The sequence below is a fragment of the Sinorhizobium sojae CCBAU 05684 genome, from assembly GCF_002288525.1.
Lineage (GTDB): Bacteria > Pseudomonadota > Alphaproteobacteria > Rhizobiales > Rhizobiaceae > Sinorhizobium > Sinorhizobium sojae.
Map to the genome: position 1 here is coordinate 3074514 of NZ_CP023067.1, position 18100 is coordinate 3092613.

At 63.2% G+C, this 18100-nt stretch carries 16 protein-coding genes; 2 read left to right on the forward strand and 14 right to left on the reverse strand.

The window, feature by feature from the left end:
- Positions 1-75 precede the first annotated feature (75 nt).
- Together SJ05684_RS14965 and SJ05684_RS14970 are read left to right on the forward strand one after the other, a co-directional pair.
- Complete coding sequence (locus tag SJ05684_RS14965) at positions 76-1008, forward strand: tyrosine recombinase XerC (protein ID WP_050979943.1); 933 nt, start codon at positions 76-78, stop codon at positions 1006-1008.
- 204 nt (positions 1009-1212) lie between these two features.
- Positions 1213-2292, forward strand: a complete 1080-nt coding sequence (locus tag SJ05684_RS14970; protein WP_034853034.1) for a TraB/GumN family protein — start codon at positions 1213-1215, stop codon at positions 2290-2292.
- A 3-nt stretch (positions 2293-2295) separates the two neighbouring features.
- Here SJ05684_RS14970 and SJ05684_RS14975 read toward each other — a convergent pair whose 3' ends face one another.
- From SJ05684_RS14975 to SJ05684_RS15045, 14 genes are all read right to left on the reverse strand, one after another.
- Positions 2296-2769 carry a DUF2867 domain-containing protein gene (locus tag SJ05684_RS14975; RefSeq protein ID WP_034853033.1) on the reverse strand — a complete coding sequence of 158 codons (474 nt, stop codon included), beginning with the start codon at positions 2767-2769 and terminating at the stop codon, positions 2296-2298.
- A 269-nt stretch (positions 2770-3038) separates the two neighbouring features.
- Positions 3039-4445 carry a dihydrolipoyl dehydrogenase gene (gene lpdA / locus SJ05684_RS14985; protein ID WP_034853028.1) on the reverse strand — a complete coding sequence of 469 codons (1407 nt, stop codon included), beginning with the start codon at positions 4443-4445 and terminating at the stop codon, positions 3039-3041.
- Between the two features lie 25 nt (positions 4446-4470).
- On the reverse strand, positions 4471-5223 hold the full coding sequence (locus SJ05684_RS14990) for an SDR family oxidoreductase (protein ID WP_034853112.1): 753 nt from the start codon (positions 5221-5223) through the stop codon (positions 4471-4473).
- Complete coding sequence (locus SJ05684_RS14995) at positions 5220-5723, reverse strand: hypothetical protein (RefSeq protein ID WP_034853027.1); 504 nt, start codon at positions 5721-5723, stop codon at positions 5220-5222. The genes SJ05684_RS14990 and SJ05684_RS14995 overlap by 4 nt, the downstream gene beginning before the upstream one ends.
- Before the next feature lie 2 nt (positions 5724-5725).
- Complete coding sequence (locus tag SJ05684_RS15000) at positions 5726-6364, reverse strand: LysE family transporter (RefSeq protein WP_034853024.1); 639 nt, start codon at positions 6362-6364, stop codon at positions 5726-5728.
- A gap of 182 nt (positions 6365-6546) precedes the next feature.
- Positions 6547-7785 (reverse strand): 2-oxoglutarate dehydrogenase complex dihydrolipoyllysine-residue succinyltransferase, encoded by a 1239-nt coding sequence (gene odhB, locus SJ05684_RS15005; RefSeq protein WP_034853023.1) that lies wholly within the window; start codon positions 7783-7785, stop codon positions 6547-6549.
- A gap of 61 nt (positions 7786-7846) precedes the next feature.
- A complete protein-coding gene (locus SJ05684_RS15010; protein ID WP_034853021.1) occupies positions 7847-10843 on the reverse strand; it encodes a 2-oxoglutarate dehydrogenase E1 component in 2997 nt (998 codons plus the stop codon).
- Positions 10844-11086: 243 nt separating this feature from the next.
- Positions 11087-11989 (reverse strand): succinate--CoA ligase subunit alpha, encoded by a 903-nt coding sequence (gene sucD, locus SJ05684_RS15015; protein ID WP_034853020.1) that lies wholly within the window; start codon positions 11987-11989, stop codon positions 11087-11089.
- A gap of 6 nt (positions 11990-11995) precedes the next feature.
- Positions 11996-13192, reverse strand: coding sequence for an ADP-forming succinate--CoA ligase subunit beta (gene sucC / locus SJ05684_RS15020; protein WP_034853018.1), 1197 nt, complete (start codon positions 13190-13192; stop codon positions 11996-11998).
- 33 nt (positions 13193-13225) lie between these two features.
- Complete coding sequence (mdh, locus tag SJ05684_RS15025) at positions 13226-14188, reverse strand: malate dehydrogenase (RefSeq protein WP_034853110.1); 963 nt, start codon at positions 14186-14188, stop codon at positions 13226-13228.
- Between the two features lie 178 nt (positions 14189-14366).
- Complete coding sequence (zapE, locus tag SJ05684_RS15030) at positions 14367-15521, reverse strand: cell division protein ZapE (RefSeq protein ID WP_034853016.1); 1155 nt, start codon at positions 15519-15521, stop codon at positions 14367-14369.
- A 232-nt stretch (positions 15522-15753) separates the two neighbouring features.
- Positions 15754-16290 carry a protease inhibitor Inh/omp19 family protein gene (locus SJ05684_RS15035; protein WP_034853015.1) on the reverse strand — a complete coding sequence of 179 codons (537 nt, stop codon included), beginning with the start codon at positions 16288-16290 and terminating at the stop codon, positions 15754-15756.
- A 168-nt stretch (positions 16291-16458) separates the two neighbouring features.
- Entirely contained in the window at positions 16459-17055 is a 597-nt protein-coding gene (msrA, locus tag SJ05684_RS15040; protein WP_034853013.1) for a peptide-methionine (S)-S-oxide reductase MsrA, read from the reverse strand.
- A gap of 248 nt (positions 17056-17303) precedes the next feature.
- Positions 17304-18083 (reverse strand): succinate dehydrogenase iron-sulfur subunit, encoded by a 780-nt coding sequence (locus SJ05684_RS15045; protein WP_034853010.1) that lies wholly within the window; start codon positions 18081-18083, stop codon positions 17304-17306.
- Positions 18084-18100 lie beyond the last annotated feature (17 nt).

An 18100-nucleotide genomic window follows, 5' to 3' on the forward strand; every position in this document is an offset into this window, starting at 1 on the left:
AAACAAAATGCACGTTAGCAAAAACATAAGGCACCAGATGGCATGGTCGAGGCAGGATTTACGACCGGGCCGACGATGAACGAATTTCTTGTAATAGGCCATCCCGAAGTGATGGCGGTGCGTCAACGGTGGCTTGCAAGCCTTGCCGGAGAACGCCGCCTCTCGGAAAAGACGATCGAGGCCTATGAACGCGACACGCGGCAATTCCTCACATTCCTGACGGGGCACCTCGCCAGCCCTCCCCGGCTTGCCGATATCCGCGCTCTGCGCCCTGCCGATCTCCGCGGCTTTCTCGCGCAGCGGCGCAAAGGCGGCGCGGGCGCGCGCACGCTCGGGCGCGGACTTGCGGGCTTGCGCTCCTTCCTGCGCTATCTCGAACGGAACGGCCTCGCAAACGCGGCAGGCGCTGCCGCCGTACGCTCGCCGAAACAGCCGAAATCGCTGCCCAAACCGCTCACCGATCGCGAAGCGCTGCACGTGGTGACGACGGATGCGCAACTTGCCGAAGAACCCTGGATCGCTGCGCGCAATGCCGCCGTGCTGACCCTTCTTTACGGCTGCGGCCTGCGCATATCCGAAGCGCTCGACCTGACGCCCGACGACATTGCCGGCGCCGCGTCGCTGCGCGTTGCGGGAAAGGGCGGCAAGACCCGCATCGTCCCCCTCATCGCCGCGGCGACCGAGGCGGTTGCGGCCTATCGCAAGCTCTGCCCCTATCACCTCGGCCCCGGTGAGCCGCTCTTTCGCGGCGCCCGCGGCGCCAAGCTGCAGCCGGCGATCATCCAGCGCGAGATGCAGAAGCTGCGGGCCGCCCTCGGTCTTCCCGATTCGGCGACGCCGCATGCGCTCCGTCACTCCTTCGCGACGCACCTGCTGGCCGGCGGGGGGGATCTGCGCACCATTCAGGAACTGCTCGGTCATGCCAGCCTCTCGACGACGCAGGTCTATACGGGGGTCGATTCGAGTCGGCTGCTCGAAATCTATGATCGCGCCCACCCGCGCGCCTGAGGAGGGACAGGAAGCGTGTGCGCTTTTCCGGCCGAAAGGCATGCAAACGCATTATGACCCGTTCTCGAACCTATCCCAAAAAGTACGGCGCTCTCCTGGCCGACATGCATTAATATCCGGCGCTTGCCCGTTAACCACGCCCGTTAAGGGTCCTGTGACCACGGGAGCGTAGGATTCCTTGTTATCACTCGGGAACAGACAGCCATGTCGACGATGCTCAGCCCCGTTCGCACACTCGCGGCCAAAACCGCCGACGGCCTCATCTGGCTGATCGCGCTCATCCACGTCCTGATGGCCGCGAGCCTCGTCGTCGCCCTGCTCACCCTTTCGGAGGCGCACGCCGCACAAGAGGTGGAATGCGGCGGCAGCAATATCCTGGCGGGTCTGGAACAATCAGATCCGGACCGGCTCGCAACGCTCCGCGAGGAAGCGGCGGCCGTGCCCAACGGAAAGGGCTTGCTCTGGAAGATCGAAGGCAGCGGATCGGCCCCTTCCTTCCTGCTCGGCACCATGCACGTGACCGATCCACGCGTGCTGGCCATGCCCGCAGGCGCTGCGGATGCCTTTGCAGCGGCCGCCACCGTGATCGTCGAATCGGACGAGATCATCGACGAGAGGAAAGCCAGCGCCGCCATCATGATGCGGCCCGACCTCACCATGTTCGCCGGCAACAGGACGATCAACGATTTCCTCGAGCCGCAGGACCGGGAGCGCCTCGAGGCCGGCCTCAAGGCGCGCGGCATTCCGCTGCCGCTGGTCTCGAAAATGAAGCCGTGGATGATTGCAAGCTTCGTGGCGCTGCCGGCCTGCGAATTCAGCCGCAAGGCGGCCGGCGCTTCCTTCCTCGACAAGAAGCTCGCCGAAGACGCCGTAGGCCAGGGCAAGAGCTTGAAGGGCCTGGAGACGCTGGTCGAACAGCTCTCGGCCATGGATTCGCTTCCGGTCGAATGGCATCTTCAGGCCCTGATCGACACGCTCGCGCTCGGTAGGACGATCGATGATGTCCTAACGACGATGACCGACCTGTACCTCACGGGAGAGATTGGCATGATCATGCCGATGATGAGGGCCGTCTCGGCAGAGGTATCGGCCGACGATCTCGGCTATGCCGATTTCGAACAGCGGATCATCATCGACCGCAACAGGACCATGGCGGCTCGGGCCGAGCCGATGCTGAAGGAGGGCAGCGCCTTCATGGCCGTGGGTGCGCTGCATCTTCCGGGCAAGGAAGGCCTTGTCGAACTCTTGCGCCAGCAGGGTTTTACCGTCACGCCGGTTGATTGACCCTCATCGCCGCGCGTTCAGTTCGGCAAGCAGCGCGGGAACGATCGCCTTGTGAAAGGGCGTGACGGCGGCGAGATAAAGATAACCGAACAGATTTCTGCGGCGCACCAGCGTGGTAATGCCGATGACCTGGCTCTCCGCCGGTCCGTCGCGGACCTCGACGATAATTCGGAAATCCAGATGGCGGTCGTCGAAGCCAAGAACAGTCTCATGCTCACCGCCGCGCACGATCGGAAAAGCGCCGACCAGGCCTGAATCCGCGGCGGGTGCCGTGGCTTTGAGGCCGAGGGGTGAGGTAAGACGATTGCGCAATCCCAGCAGAGTTCGAACCCAGCGTGGTGCGCTGCCAAGCGTCCGACTTGCCGCTTCCAGCGCGCTCACGCGCTCGCCGATAAAGAGAAGTTCATGGCAATCGGCCCAGTCGGCCCCGGGCAACCACGCATTCGGAAGGCGGGCGGCTACGCTTCGCGGTCTCATGAACTCCTCATTCGCTCTCGCCAGGCCCTTCGGCACGCAGATTCAAAGAGTTACAGGGACCTTTGCGCGTCTGAAAAGACGCGCGGCGCTGTATGGCTGCGGTGGCGTGTTCATGATTGCGCCCGATCAGGAGGCAGTGGCAGGGGGCCGCTTGTCGCAGCCCCCCGGCCAATTGTCACATGAGCCCGATTGTCGCGTGCCCTTGCAGCACCATGCGTTCTTCGCAACGGCCGGAAATCGGGTCCGATTGTCGGGCTGATTCGGTGGTGTCACATGTGGATCGGCTTGGCGAAGGTCGCGAGCGCCGCCTCCTTGACCGCCTCCGACATGGTCGGATGCGCATGGCAGGTGCGGCCGAGGTCTTCCGACGAGCCGCCGAACTCCATCAAAACGGCGATCTCGTGGATCATTTCGCCGGCGCCGAAGCCGATGATATGGCCGCCGAGCACGCGATCGGTTTCCTTGTCGGCGAGGATCTTCACGAATCCGTCCGTCTGAAGCATCGCGCGGGCGCGGCCATTGGCGGTGAAGGGGAACTTGCCGACCTTGTAGGCTACGCCTGCGGCCTTCAGTTCCTCCTCGGTCTTGCCGACGGAGGCGACCTCCGGCTGGGTATAGACGACGCCCGGAATGACGTCGTAATTCACGTGGCCCGCCTGCCCCGCGATGATCTCGGCAACGGCCACGCCCTCGTCCTCGGCCTTGTGCGCGAGCATCGGACCGCGCACGACGTCGCCGATCGCGTAGACGCCGGTGATACTCGTCTGGAAGTGATTGTCGATCTCGATGCGGCCACGCGAATCGAGCACGACGCCGGCTTTCGCGAGGCCCATATTCTCCGTGCAGGGCTTGCGGCCGGTCGCGACCAGCACGACCTCGGCCTCGAGCGCCGTCGATTCACCACCCTTAACCGGCTCGAAGGTGACTCTCGCGCCAGAGCCCGGTTTTTGGACGCTGGTCACCTTGGCGCCGAGCTTGATGTCGATGCCTTGCTTCGTCAGCATCCGGTGGAGCTGCTTGGAGACTTCGCCATCCATGCCGCCGAGGATCGTGTCGAGATACTCGACGACCGTTACCTTGGCGCCGAGGCGCGCCCAAACCGAGCCGAGTTCGAGGCCAATGACGCCGCCGCCGACCACGATCATGCTCGCTGGCACCTTTTCCAGCTCCAGCGCGCCAGTCGAGGAGACGATCATCTTCTCGTCGAACTCGAGATCGACGCCCGGAATGCCGGCGACATCCGAACCGGTGGCGATGACGACGTTCTTCGCTTCGAGGATCTGCTCCTCGCCCATGTCGTCGGTGACGGAGACCTTGCCCTGGCCCAGCACCTTGCCGAGACCCTTGAACCCGTCGATCTTATTCTTCTTGAAGAGGAAGGAGACGCCGTCGACATTCGCCTTAACGGTTGCGTCCTTGTGCGCCATCATCTTCTCGAGATTGAGCTTCGGGCTTGCGACCTCCACGCCCAGTGCATCGAGGCCATGCGCAGCGTGGTTGAACATCTCGGAAGCGTGCAGCAGAGCCTTGGAGGGGATGCAGCCGACATTCAGGCAGGTGCCGCCATAAGTGCTGCGCTTTTCGATCACGGCGACCTTCATGCCGAGCTGGGCCGCCTTGATGGCGCAGACATAGCCACCCGGGCCGCTTCCGATTACGATGAGATCATAGGCCATTTGATAATCCTTCTTTCAGGAGCGGTCACCGGCCGCCGCTGACATTGAGAATGGCTCCCGTCACATAAGTCGCCTTGTCGGACAGGAGATAGAGAATTGCATCGGCAACTTCGCCGGGCGTGCCGGGACGCTGCATGGGGATGGAGGGCGAAAGATCCCGGGCGCGGTCGGGCAGACCCCCGGAGGCGTGGATCTCGGTGTCGATGATGCCGGGGCGCACGGCGTTGACGCGAATGCCTTCGCCGGCAACCTCACGCGCGAGGCCGACCGTCAAGCTGTCGATCGCCCCCTTCGAAGCCGCGTAATCCACATATTGCTCGGGCGCGCCGAGCACGGCCGCGACGGACGAGAGATTGACGATAGAACCGCCGCGCCCGCCGCGTCGTGTCGACATGCGAAGCACCGCCTCGGCCGAACAGCGAAGGGCGCCGGTCACGTTGACGCGGAACATCCGCTCCAATCGCTCGGGCGAAATCTCGACGATCCGCTGCGGCGGACCGACGATGCCGGCATTGTTGACGAGCCCGTCGAGACTGCCGAAAGCCGCGTCGACCGCCGCAAAGATCGCCTGCACCCCATCTTCCGTTCCGACGTCGCCCTGAACCGCGATCGCGCAGCCCCCGCTTGCGGAAATGCGGCGGACCACGTCTTCCGCCGCCTGGGCGTTCGTGGCGTAGTTCACCGCGACCCGCCAGCCTGCGCCCGCGGCCCCCAGACACACGGCCGCCCCTATGCCGCGGCTGCCGCCGGTCACGAGAAGAACGCGGTCGTCGCTCATGCGGTGCATCCCTTGAACCGGAAGACGTCGGAACTGTCCGACTGCGCCTTACCCTCTCCCCAGGCGCTCGATGCGCGCAGCGAAGGCCCGAAATCCGGAAGCAGGATCTGCTCGGCAGCCGGTGCGTCCTCCGATCCGAGCAGACCGATCGTGCCTACGCTGTCGACCGTATAGATCGGTCCCTGCCAGACGGTGCAGGCAGAAAGCTCGGCACCGGTTACGTCGCCCGTCGGACAATCATGCATGACGATGCCGTGCGGGCGTTCCAGATCGCCGGAGACCATGACCACGCCGTCGAGAGACAGGCTGGTGCCGGCAAGCCTGATCTTGAAGTGATTGCTGGTGACGGCCGCTTCCGATCCGACCGGCTCGAAGCTGAGTTCATAGCCGCCGGCCTGATCGGCATAGATCGCCTTCGCCTGGCTGCATTCGTCCGCCTGCGCCGGGCAAGCGCCGAGCGCCAATGTGAAGGAGGCGCAGAGGATATTGCGGCGGCGCATCGTCAGACAGCCTTTTCGGTCGCGAGTTTGAGGCCGAGCGCGATGAAGACGAGCCCGGTCGCCCGATCGATCCACTTGCTCGCGCGGGTGAAGGCCGCCCGCATCCTGGGCGTCGTCATGAAAAGGCTGACGCCGACGAACCAGAGGATCAACGCGCTCGCCATGACCAGGCCATAGCCGAACTTGACCGCCATCGGCGTATGGGCGCTGACGACGGTCGAAAAGATCGACAGGAAAAAGAAGACCGCCTTCGGATTGAGCGCATTGGCCGCGAAGCCGAGACCGAACGCCTTCAGCGCTGACTGACCCTTGGCGGCGCCGGGCTCCCCCGCCTCGACGGTGATCCGCGTCTCGCCGGCCCTGAGTGCCTTGATGCCGATATAGATCAGGTAAGCGACACCGCACCATTTGACGATGTTGAAGAGGTAGATCGATTGCGAAATGATCAGCCCCAGGCCGAGAATGGTGTAGGTGACATGGAACATCAGCGACGCACCAATGCCGAAAGCGGTGATGATTGCCGGGCGGCGACCATGGACGAGCGACTGCCGCATCACCATGGCGAGGTCCGCACCGGGCGAGACGATGGCGAAGCAGAAGATCGCCATCAGGGATGCCAGTTCGAACAGGTAATTGCTCATGGTTTGCGACCGATAGGTTAGGACCGAGTTGATGCCGGGTAGAGAACTGAATACGCGCAGAGCGTGCGTTTCAGAGCCTACCCGCTGGCTCCGTGCCTGTCGATGCGCCTTCCGGTACGGGACCGAACGGTTCGCATCGAAACCGTGCGTGGGGGAGAACGAAAGGGGCTCGCGCCCCTCCCTTAGAGATCGAGCACCAGGCGTTCGGGATCCTCGAGGCTTTCCTTGACGCGGACGAGGAAGGTCACGGCTTCCTTGCCGTCGACGATGCGGTGATCGTAGGAGAGCGCCAGATACATCATCGGGCGGATGACGACCTGACCGCCGATCGCCACCGGCCGATCCTGGATCTTGTGCATGCCGAGGATGCCGGATTGTGGCGCATTGAGAATCGGCGAAGACATCAGCGAACCATAGACGCCGCCATTGGAGATGGTGAAGGTGCCGCCCTGCATGTCGGCCATCGACAGCGCGCCGTCGCGCGCCGCTTTACCAAGACGGCCGATTTCCTTCTCGATCTCGGCGATCGACATCTGGTCGGCATCGCGCACGACCGGCACGACAAGGCCCTTGTCGGTTCCGACGGCGACGCCGACATGGCAGAAGTTCTTATAGATGATGTCGGTGCCGTCGATCTCGGCATTGACCGCCGGCAGTTCCTTGAGTGCGTGGGTGACGGCCTTGGTGAAGAAGCCCATGAAGCCGAGCTTCACGCCGTGCTTCTTCTCGAAGATATCCTTGTACTTCGAGCGCAGGCTCATGACGGCGCTCATGTCCACCTCGTTATAGGTGGTGAGCATCGCCGCCGTGTTCTGCGCATCCTTCAGGCGCTTGGCGATCGTCTGGCGCAGGCGGGTCATCTTGACACGCTCTTCGCGCACGGCGTCTTCGGCAGGCGCGGGTGCGCGGGCCTGAACCTTTGCGGACTCGGCGGCGGCGGGGGCCGAAATGCCCTTGGCGACGGCGGCGAGCACGTCGCCCTTCAGCACCTGGCCGCGCTTGCCCGAACCGTCGATCTGGTCGGCAGAAAGGTTGTTCTCGGCCAGAAGCTTGGCGGCAGCCGGGGCCGGCGGCATCGAAGAGGCGGCCTGCGGTCCAGCCGGAGCGGCGGCCGGTTGCGCCGTTGGAGCGGCAGCGGCCGGCTCCGGCTTCTTTTCTGCCGGGGCGGCTGCGGCAGCGCCCGCGCCTTCGGCGATCTGTCCGAGCAGCGCGCCGAGGCCGACGGTCTCGCCCGCCTCAGCGACGATTTCGGAGAGCGTGCCGGCGGTCGGCGCCGGAACCTCGATCGTCACCTTGTCGGTCTCGAGTTCGAGGATCGGCTCGTCTGCCTTGATCGCATCGCCGACCTTCTTGAACCAGGTGCCGACGGTAGCTTCGCTGACGGATTCGCCAAGGGTGGGAACGCGGATTTCTGTTGCCATGATTTTTGTTCCGTTGATCAGATATCTGTTTCTGTCGATTGGCAGACCGTGGAGGGTTTGATCAGCCCCCCAGCGCGTCCTCGAGGAAGGCGGCAAGCTGCGCCAGGTGCTTGGACATCAGGCCCGTGGCAGGCGACGCCGCGGCGGGGCGACCCGTGTAGCGAACCCGTTGATACTTGGCGTCGATATGAGCGAGCACCCATTCGAGATAGGGATCGATGAACGACCAGGCGCCCATGTTCTTCGGCTCTTCCTGGCACCAGACCATCTCCGCGTGGCGGAAACGGCTGAGCTCGTTGATCAGCGCCTTGGCCGGGAACGGATAAAGCTGCTCGACGCGGAGCAGATAGATGTCGTCGATGCCGCGCTTCTCGCGCTCTTCCAGGAGGTCGTAATAGACCTTGCCCGAACACATCACCACGCGGCGGATCTTCGAGTCCTTCTGCAGCTTGATCGGGCCGTCCTTGACGACCTCCGCATCGTCCCAGAGCAGGCGGTGGAATGAGCTTTCGCCGGCCATTTCCGAGAGGCTGGAAACGGCGCGCTTGTGGCGCAGCAGCGATTTCGGCGTCATCAGGATCAGCGGCTTGCGGAAGTCGCGCTTCACCTGGCGTCGCAGGATGTGGAAATAGTTCGCCGGCGTCGTCACATTGGCGACCTGCATGTTGTCTTCCGCGCAAAGCTGCAGGAAGCGCTCGAGTCGGGCCGAGGAGTGCTCCGGTCCCTGGCCTTCATAGCCGTGCGGCAACAGGCAGACGAGGCCCGACATGCGCAGCCACTTGCGCTCGCCCGAAGAGATAAACTGGTCGAAGACCACCTGCGCGCCGTTGGCGAAATCGCCGAACTGGGCTTCCCAGAGCGTCAGCGCGTTCGGGCGGGCCAGCGAATAGCCGTACTCGAAGCCGAGCACCGCCTCTTCCGAGAGCATCGAATTGATGACCTCATATCGCGCCTGCGTCGGCGAAAGGTTGGCAAGCGGGATGTAGCGTTCTTCGGTCTGCTGGTCGTAGAGCACCGAATGGCGCTGCGAAAAGGTGCCGCGTTCGCAGTCCTGGCCCGAAAGCCGGATTTTCGTGCCCTCGGTCAAGAGCGTGCCGAAGGCCAGCGCTTCCCCCATGGCCCAGTCGATGCCCTCGCCGGTCTGGATCATGTTGGCGCGGTTTTCCATGAAGCGCTGGATGGTGCGATGCGCGTTGAAGCCCGTAGGGATCTCGGAGATCTTGCGGCCAACTTCCTTCAACTGCTTCATCGGCACCGAGGTCCTGCCGCGGCGCTGCTCATCCTGGTTGTCGGCGGTGCGCAGGCCCGACCAGACGCCGTCGAGCCAGTCGGCCTTGTTCGGCTTGTAGGACTGGCCAATCTCGAACTCTTGCTCGAGATGGGCGCGCCAATCCGCCTTCATCTTTTCGACTTCGCCTTCGGTCATGAGACCTTCGGCGATCAGGCGTTCCGAATAGAGCTGCACGACCGTCTTGTGGGCGCGGATGGCGCGGTACATCTTCGGCTGCGTGAACGCCGGCTCGTCGCCCTCGTTATGGCCGAAGCGGCGATAGCAGAACATGTCGATGACGACCGGCTTATGGAATTTCATCCGGAACTCGGTCGCGATCTTTGCGGCATAGACCACCGCTTCCGGATCGTCGCCGTTCACGTGGAAGATCGGCGCCTCGATCATCTTCGCGACATCCGACGGATAGGGCGACGAGCGCGAGAAGGCCGGATTGGTGGTGAAGCCGATCTGGTTGTTGATGATGAAATGGACGGTGCCGGCGACGCGATGACCGCGCAGGCCCGAAAGGCCGAGGATCTCGGCGACGACGCCCTGTCCCGCGAAGGCGGCATCGCCGTGCAGAAGCATCGGCATCACTTTGACGCGCTCACGCAGGGGGATGATGTCGCCTTCGAAGACGGAGGCGATCTGGTCCTGCTTGGCGCGCGCCTTGCCCATGACGACCGGGTTGACGATTTCCAGGTGCGACGGGTTCGCCGTCAGCGACAGGTGCACCTTGTTGCCGTCGAACTCGCGGTCGGACGAGGCACCAAGGTGGTACTTCACATCGCCCGAGCCTTCCACTTCGTCGGGGGCATAGGAGCCGCCCTTGAACTCATGGAAGATGGCGCGGTGCGGCTTGGCCATGACCTGGGAAAGAACGTTGAGGCGGCCACGATGCGCCATGCCGAGAACGACTTCCTTGAGGCCGAGCTGGCCACCGCGCTTGATGATCTGCTCGAGCGCCGGGATCAGCGATTCGCCGCCGTCGAGGCCGAAGCGCTTGGTGCCCTTGTACTTGACGTCGATGAACTGCTCGAAACCTTCCGACTCGATGAGCTTCTGCAGGATGGCCCGCTTGCCCTCGGGGGTGAATTCGACGCCCTTGTCCGGCCCCTCGATACGCTCCTGGATCCAGGCCTTCTCCTCGGGGTTTGACATGTGCATGAACTCGACGCCGATCGTCGAGCAATAGGTGCGCTCGAGAATCTCGACCATCTCGCGCACGGTCGCGTATTCGAGGCCGAGCACGTTGTCGATGAAGATCTTGCGGTCGTAATCCTTCTCCTCGAAGCCGTAGGTCTTCGGCGAGAGCTCCTCGTAATCCTCGACCGGATCGGCAAGGCCGAGCGGATCGAGCTTGGCATGCAGGTGGCCGCGCATGCGGTAGGCGCGGATCATCATGATGGCGCGGACGGAATCGCGCGTCGACTGATGGACCTCAGCCTCGCTCACCGGAACGCCGGCGACGGCGGACGCCTCCTCGGCCTTCGCCTTGACCTTTTTCTCGACGATCTTCTCGACCGTGCCCCAGTCGCCGTCCAGCGCCGCGACGAGCTCACCATTGGCGGCGATCGGCCAGTTGCTCTTCTTCCAGGAGGCGCCCTTAGCCGCCTTCACCACATCTTCGGGCCGGTCGGCAAGCGTCTTGAAGAAGGCCTGCCATTCGGCGGAAACGGATGACGGATCCGATTCATAGCGTGCGTAGAGCTGCTCGATATAGGCGGCATTGGCGCCGTCCAGAAACGAAGTGAGCTGAAATTGCTCGTTGGCCTCTTGCCTTGTCATGGTCTCTCGCGGACTTGGGTCCGCCTCCTGACTTAAGTTGGGATGCCGGTTATCCCGGCCGTTCATACGTGCCTTGCGCCGGTATCGGGGTGATCGAATGATCAGGAGACGTCCCGATCCTGGCCTATGTGGGCCGGAGCGGAGTGCCGGACCCCGTTCGGTGCCCTTTCGCATCACGCTCCGATGCTTCATCCGTTATTGCCCGATGGGGCGACTTCAATGCCGCCCCCGGGATCGTGTCGGTCAGCCCTTCAGGACCTCGACGAGCGTCTTGCCGAGGCGCGCGGGCGACGGCGAAACGCGGATGCCCGCCGATTCCATCGCCGCGATCTTGTCTTCCGCCCCGCCCTTGCCGCCGGAGATGACGGCGCCGGCATGGCCCATGGTACGGCCGGGAGGTGCGGTGCGGCCGGCGATGAAACCGACCATCGGCTTCTTGCGGCCGCGCTTGGCCTCGTCTTTCAGGAACTGCGCCGCATCCTCTTCCGCCGAGCCGCCGATTTCGCCGATCATGATGATCGACTTCGTCTCGTCGTCGGCAAGGAACATCTCGAGCACGTCGATGAACTCGGTGCCCTTGACCGGATCACCGCCGATGCCGACGGCCGTCGTCTGGCCGAGGCCCTCATTGCTCGTCTGGAACACAGCCTCGTAGGTGAGCGTGCCGGAGCGCGAAAGCACGCCGACCGAACCCTTGCGGAAGATGTTGCCGGGCATAATGCCGATCTTGCACTCGTCGGGTGTCAGAACGCCCGGGCAGTTCGGGCCGATGAGGCGCGAGGATGACTTCTCGAGCCGAGCCTTGACCTTGACCATGTCGGCGACCGGGATGCCCTCAGTGATGCAGACGATCAGCGGGATCTCCGCATCGATCGCCTCGATGATCGCCGCAGCGGCACCCGCCGGCGGGACATAGATCACGGATGCGTTCGCACCGGTGACTTCGCGCCCTTCGGCGACCGTCGCGAAGATCGGGAGCTCTTCGCCCTTGGAGCCGGTCCAGGTCTCGCCGCCCTTCTTCGGATGGATGCCACCGACCATCTGGGTTCCGTGATAGGCGAGCGCCTGCTCGGTATGGAAGGTGCCGGTCTTGCCGGTCAGGCCCTGGACGAGAACCTTGGTGTCTTTGTTGATCAGGATGGACATGAAACCTCAGGCTCCCTTGACGGCTGCAACGATTTTCTGGGCGGCATCGTCCAGATCATCGGCGGAGATGACGTTCAGGCCCGACTCGTTGATGATCTTCTTGCCGAGTTCGACATTGGTGCCTTCGAGGCGCACGACGAGCGGCACCTTGAGGCCGACTTCCTTGACCGCGGCAAGCACGCCTTCGGCGATCACATCGCACTTCATGATGCCGCCGAAGATGTTGACCAGGATGCCCTTCACCGCCGGATCGGCCGTGATGATCTTGAAGGCCTGCGTGACTTTCTCCTTCGAAGCGCCGCCGCCGACGTCGAGGAAGTTCGCGGGCTCCGCCCCATAGAGCTTGATGATGTCCATCGTCGCCATGGCGAGACCGGCGCCGTTCACCATGCAGCCGATATTGCCGTCGAGCGCCACATAGGCCAGGTCGTATTTGGAGGCTTCGATTTCCTTCTCGTCCTCCTCCGTCGTGTCGCGCAGCGCGACGACGTCCTCATGGCGGAAGAGCGCATTGCCGTCGAAGGAGACCTTGGCGTCGAGCACCCGCAGACGGCCATTCTTCATGACGATCAGCGGGTTAACCTCGAGCAGGCTCATATCCTTCTCGACGAAGGCCTTGTAGAGGATCGGGAAGAGCTTTTCACCATCGGCGCGGGCTTCACCTTCGAGTTCCAGCGCGTTGGTGAGCGTCTTCAGGTCGTCGGCCGTGACACCCTTGTCCGGATCGATCGCAACGGTAACGATCTTCTCCGGCGTGTGCTCGGCGACTGCCTCGATGTCCATGCCGCCTTCCGTCGAGACGACGAAGGCAACGCGGCCGACGGAGCGGTCGACGAGGATCGAGAGATAGAGCTCGCGCTCGATGTCGGCGCCGTCTTCGATATAGAGACGGTTGACCTGCTTGCCGGCAGGGCCCGTCTGCTTCGTCACCAGCGTGTGGCCGAGCATTTCCTTGGCGTTGGCGACGACCTCTTCCACCGATTTCGCCAGGCGCACGCCGCCCTTTGCATCGGGTCCCAGTTCCTTGAACTTGCCCTTGCCGCGCCCGCCCGCATGGATCTGGCTCTTCACGACGTAAAGCGGTCCCGGCAGCTTGCTTGCGGCCGCTTGCGCCTCGTCGGCGGAGAAGATCGCGACACCTTCCGCGACCGGCGCGCCATAGCCCTTCAAGAGGGCCTTGGCCTGGTATTCATGAATGTTCATGGGTTCTTTCCTGTCTGATAGGCCGGACGGCGGTTATTGCAGGCTGGGTGCGATGTTGATGCAGGCCTCGCAAAGGCCGGCGACGGCCGCCACCGATTTGTCGAAAGCTTCCCTCTCGCCCTTGTTGAGGTCGATCTCGATGATGCGCTCGACGCCGCCGGCGCCGATCACCGTCGGCACGCCGACATACATGTCCTTGACGCCGTACTGGCCGGATAGGTGAGCCGCGCAGGGCAGCACGCGCTTCTTGTCCTTGAGATAGGCCTCGGCCATCTCGATGGCGGAAGCCGCGGGAGCGTAATAGGCCGAGCCGGTCTTGAGCAGCCCGACGATTTCCGCGCCGCCGTCACGAGTGCGCTGGATGATCTGGTCGAGCTTTTCCTTGGTGGTCCAGCCCATTTGCACGAGGTCCGGCAGCGGGATGCCGGCAACGGTCGAGTAGCGGGCGAGCGGCACCATCGTGTCGCCATGGCCACCGAGCACGAAAGCCGTGACGTCCTGCACCGAAACGTTGAATTCCTGGGCGAGGAAAAGACGGAAGCGCGACGAGTCGAGAACGCCGGCCATGCCGACGACTTTGTTCTTCGGCAGTCCGGAGAACTTCTGCAGCGCCCAGACCATGGCGTCGAGCGGGTTGGTGATGCAGATGACGAAGGCGTTCGGGGCGTATTTCTTGATGCCGGCGCCGACCTGTTCCATGACCTTCAGGTTGATGCCGAGCAGATCGTCGCGGCTCATGCCGGGCTTGCGCGGTACGCCGGCGGTTACAATGCAGACATCGGCGCCTTCGATCGCCGCATAGTCGCTTGCACCCGTTAGCGAGGCGTCGAAACCTTCGACCGGCGAAGACTGGGCGATGTCGAGGCCCTTACCCTGCGGAATGCCGTCGGCAATGTCGAAGAGGACGATATCGCCCAGCTCCTTGAGGCCGGCGAGATGCGCCAGCGTGCCACCAATCATCCCTGAACCAATAAGTGCGATCTTGTTGCGCGCCATGAATGTGCTTCCTTTGTGATCCATGATCGAGGCCTGAAACGCGGCAAACGCCAAACCTTCCGGAAAGCCCTTAAACGGCAAACGTTAAAATATCAAACGATTCTTCCTGGCAGAGCAAATTCAATCGGTTAAACCATAAAGTTCTTACGTAAACGTAATATTTTTCGCCACCCTTCCGTCACAGAACAGTTAGGTTCGCCGGGTGTTTGGCGGCATATTCGGCGCTCTGCATCTCGATGAGCCGCGAGACGGTCCGATCGAACTCGAAGCCCTCGGTGCCCTTCTTCGAGGTCAGCAGGTGCTGCGGTTCGGCGACGGCCGAGGCAAAGAGGCGGGCCCCCTGGTCGTATAGCGTGTCCACGAGAATGATAAATCGCTTCGTCTCGTTGCGTGCTTGCGGCCCGAGATGCGGAACGTGGTCGAGGAAGATCGTGCGGTAGCGCGATAGGATCGCAAGGTAATCGGCTGCGCCGAGCGGTTGGGCACAGAGGTCGGAGAAGGTGAAGCGGGCGCTGTGGCCGGCGGTTGCCGGCACATGGACCTTGCGGCCCTTGCGGTTGATCTCGGCTGGTGCGACCGGCGCGCCGCCCGTCTCCACGTACCAGGCCCGGTCCATCGCGGCTTCCGTTTCCGGCCCGAGCGGCGACAGCCAGACCGGCTGGCCGTCCGTTTTCCTGAGGCGGTAATCCGTCTCCGTGTCGAGCGAAATGATCTCGGCATTCGACTTCAGGAGATCAATGAAGGGAAGAAAGAGGCCGCGGTTGAGCCCGTCGCGATAGAGCTCCGACGGCTCGACATTGGAGGTGGCGACGAGGACGCAGCCCTTGGCGAAGAGCTCGCCGAAGAGGCGCGCCAGGATCATCGCATCGGCAATATCGGTCACCGAGAATTCGTCGAAGCAGAGAAGCCGCGCCTCCCCGAGAAGTTCCGAGGCGACCGGCGGAATGGGATCGGCCAGCTTCGTCTCGACATTCTTGAGCTTCTGTCTGTGTCTGTAGATGCGTTCATGCACATCGGCCATGAATTCATGGAAATGGGCACGGCGTTTGCGCTGAATGGGAACCGCGTCGAAGAACATGTCCATCAGCATGGTCTTGCCGCGGCCCACCCCCCCGTGGATGTAGAGCCCCTTGACCGGTGCCTGGTGCTTCTTGCGCGCAGCGAAGAGCCAGCCGAGCGCATTTGCCTTGCGCGACGGGCGGCTGGCAAGCAGCTCCGCCGTCAGGCGGTCGAGCCGCCTTGCGATCGCGGCCTGAGCAGAATCATGTTCACGCTCGCCCCTCGCAACGAGCGTTTCAAGCTTGTGAAGAATACTGTCGTCGGGATTGAGCACGGTGCATCCGCATGAGCCTGGGGCCGCCTTCTGCAGCGCCGCGCATCTTTTCGGACGCAAGGGCACTGCAACATCGTTGTTCGCGCATGGTGCGCTTCCGGCTCAGATCGAAGCAACCACGTGCTTGAGGCGGGAGGCCGTTGCGGCGCCTCGCCCCACTGCAGACGCCGCGTATCCGGCGCCTACGCATCGGGCATTCCGAAGATCGGGTCCGATTTTCGGACCGATGCGCCTAGCGGCTGAGGCTGACCGGCTGGCCGCTATTGGTCGAGCCGTCGAAGCGTGCGTCCGCGGTCTTGTAGAGGCGCGCAATCGCATTGCCGTTCCTGTCCTTGAGCACGACCTGCTTGCCGGCCACTTCCCAGGAACCCATCGTCGTCAGCTCACCGGCGCAGCCGCGCGTGCCGCCGCGCGAGCCGCTGCCCAGATTGGTCAGTGTCAGGAACATGTCGCACGAACTGCCGGCGCTCGAGACCCGCCAGCTTCCGACCATCGACTCCTTCGTGACGTCCAGCGCGCTCGCCGCGGCAACCTCGGTGCCGCCCGGCATGCCGCCGGGCGTCGTGCTGGTCGGCGCGGCCGGGAACTGCGAAGTGCTGGTCGTCGGATCCGGCAGCTGGCTGGACGAGACCGATGGCACCGGCTGCGCCTGCAGCGGAGCAGGAGCGCGGGAAATGTCCTGAGAACCGAAGCCACCAAAGGATGTTCTCTGGCATCCGGCCAGCGCGAGCACAACAACAAGCCCCGCCGCCGCATGATAAACCCGCATATCTTTACCCCCGCTATTGTTCGCAGATCATGATGCAACGCGATAATAAGGGCCGAATTACAGCAAATCCACCTGACAAATCAAGGCAAGGCATTTCTGCAACGGCTGTTGCACATGGGAAACGCATGCGGACGGCCCGGCCGCGACGGGACGGACCGGCGACGAGCATCAGTGCCTGATCCCGGCATAGGCGCGGTCGCCCCACAGCGCCTCGACCGTTCGGTTTCGCAGGCAACGGCTGCGGTAATACCAATAGCGAAGCGGATTTCGCGCCGCATAATCCTGATGATATTCCTCGGCCGGCCAGAACCTGGCGGGGCCCTCTACGGGCGTGACGATCGGCCGCCCCAACTCGGCCTCAGCCTTGATCTTCTCGGCCTTGGCATCCATTGCCTGGGCGTCGTTGAGCGCATAGATGGCCGTCGTATAGGCAAAGCCGCGATCGCAGAACTGCCCGCCTGCATCCGTCGGATCCGTAGTGCGGAGCAGGATGCTCACGAGTTCCGCATAGGAGACCCGCGCGGGATCGAACTCGATGCGGACCACTTCGCGGTGACCACCCTGCTCGTAGGTCTTGTAGGTCGGATTCGCGCTCTTCCCGCCGGCATAGCCGGAGACCGTCTCGAGAACGCCCGGCACGGCATCGAAATCGGATTCCACGCACCAGAAGCAGCCGCCCGCGAAAATCGCATATTGCGGCTCGGCCGCCCGCACCGGTATGAACAGCAGAAGAAAAGCGGCCAGTCCGATGAACGGGCGAAGCATAGGCGACCTCCATCCTCCGCTAGCGCATCGAGATTTCCGAGAACCGATTTCCGGAAAGCTCGATGCGCAGATTCGAACAGTTACAGCGACCTTTGCGCTCCTGAAAGGACGCGCGGCGCCTTAATACCTATCCGCCTGGCCGCAGCTTTCAAATCACATAGCGACACGTCGGTGTGAGAGCCGTGATAAAGCAGACGGCGAGCCACCTTCGTGACCCGCCGCCGGATTGTCGCAACGGATGCCGACGGTCAGAACCGCCGCTCGACGAGCATCTTCTTGATCTCGCCGATCGCCTTCGCCGGGTTCAGACCCTTCGGACAGGCCTGAGCACAGTTCATGATCGTGTGGCAGCGATAGAGCCGAAACGGGTCCTCGAGATTGTCGAGCCGCTCGCCGGTTGCCTCGTCTCTGGAGTCGATCAGCCAGCGATAAGCCTGCAGCAGGACGGCGGGACCGAGATAGCGGTCGCCGTTCCACCAGTAGCTCGGACAGGAGGTCGAGCAGCAGGCGCAGAGAATGCACTCATAAAGCCCGTCGAGCTTGGCGCGGTCCTCATGGCTCTGCCGCCATTCCTTGGCCGGCGTCGGCGAGACCGTCTTCAGCCAGGGCTCGATCGACCGGTGCTGGGCGTAGAAATTGGTGAGATCCGGAACGAGGTCCTTGACCACGGGCATGTGCGGCAGCGGATAGATCTTCACCGCACCCGTAACCTCATCCATCCCCTTGGTGCAGGCGAGCGTATTGGTGCCGTCGATGTTCATCGCGCAGGAACCGCAGATGCCCTCGCGACAGGAGCGGCGCAAGGTCAGCGTCGGATCGATGTTGTTCTTGATGTAGAGCAGCCCGTCGAGCACCATCGGCCCGCAATCGTCGACATCGATATAATAGGTATCGATCCGCGGGTTCTTGCCGTCGTCCGGATTCCAGCGATAGACCCGGTATTCACGGAAATTCGTCGCGCCGGCCGGTTTCGGCCAGACCCGGCCTTCGGTGATCTGCGAGTTCTTGGGAAGAGCGAGTTCAACCATGTGCCTTAATCCTCGAG

What these genes read in the sequence shown, in the direction of transcription:
- SJ05684_RS14965 (WP_050979943.1), top strand. Translation starts at nt 76, where the DNA reads ATGAACGAATTTCTTGTAATAGGCCATCCCGAAGTGATGGCGGTGCGT.
- SJ05684_RS14970 (WP_034853034.1), top strand. Translation starts at nt 1,213, where the DNA reads ATGTCGACGATGCTCAGCCCCGTTCGCACACTCGCGGCCAAAACCGCC.
- SJ05684_RS14975 (WP_034853033.1), bottom strand. Translation starts at nt 2,769, where the DNA reads ATGAGACCGCGAAGCGTAGCCGCCCGCCTTCCGAATGCGTGGTTGCCC.
- lpdA (WP_034853028.1), bottom strand. Translation starts at nt 4,445, where the DNA reads ATGGCCTATGATCTCATCGTAATCGGAAGCGGCCCGGGTGGCTATGTC.
- SJ05684_RS14990 (WP_034853112.1), bottom strand. Translation starts at nt 5,223, where the DNA reads ATGAGCGACGACCGCGTTCTTCTCGTGACCGGCGGCAGCCGCGGCATA.
- SJ05684_RS14995 (WP_034853027.1), bottom strand. Translation starts at nt 5,723, where the DNA reads ATGCGCCGCCGCAATATCCTCTGCGCCTCCTTCACATTGGCGCTCGGC.
- SJ05684_RS15000 (WP_034853024.1), bottom strand. Translation starts at nt 6,364, where the DNA reads ATGAGCAATTACCTGTTCGAACTGGCATCCCTGATGGCGATCTTCTGC.
- odhB (WP_034853023.1), bottom strand. Translation starts at nt 7,785, where the DNA reads ATGGCAACAGAAATCCGCGTTCCCACCCTTGGCGAATCCGTCAGCGAA.
- SJ05684_RS15010 (WP_034853021.1), bottom strand. Translation starts at nt 10,843, where the DNA reads ATGACAAGGCAAGAGGCCAACGAGCAATTTCAGCTCACTTCGTTTCTG.
- sucD (WP_034853020.1), bottom strand. Translation starts at nt 11,989, where the DNA reads ATGTCCATCCTGATCAACAAAGACACCAAGGTTCTCGTCCAGGGCCTG.
- sucC (WP_034853018.1), bottom strand. Translation starts at nt 13,192, where the DNA reads ATGAACATTCATGAATACCAGGCCAAGGCCCTCTTGAAGGGCTATGGC.
- mdh (WP_034853110.1), bottom strand. Translation starts at nt 14,188, where the DNA reads ATGGCGCGCAACAAGATCGCACTTATTGGTTCAGGGATGATTGGTGGC.
- SJ05684_RS15035 (WP_034853015.1), bottom strand. Translation starts at nt 16,290, where the DNA reads ATGCGGGTTTATCATGCGGCGGCGGGGCTTGTTGTTGTGCTCGCGCTG.
- msrA (WP_034853013.1), bottom strand. Translation starts at nt 17,055, where the DNA reads ATGCTTCGCCCGTTCATCGGACTGGCCGCTTTTCTTCTGCTGTTCATA.
- SJ05684_RS15045 (WP_034853010.1), bottom strand. Translation starts at nt 18,083, where the DNA reads ATGGTTGAACTCGCTCTTCCCAAGAACTCGCAGATCACCGAAGGCCGG.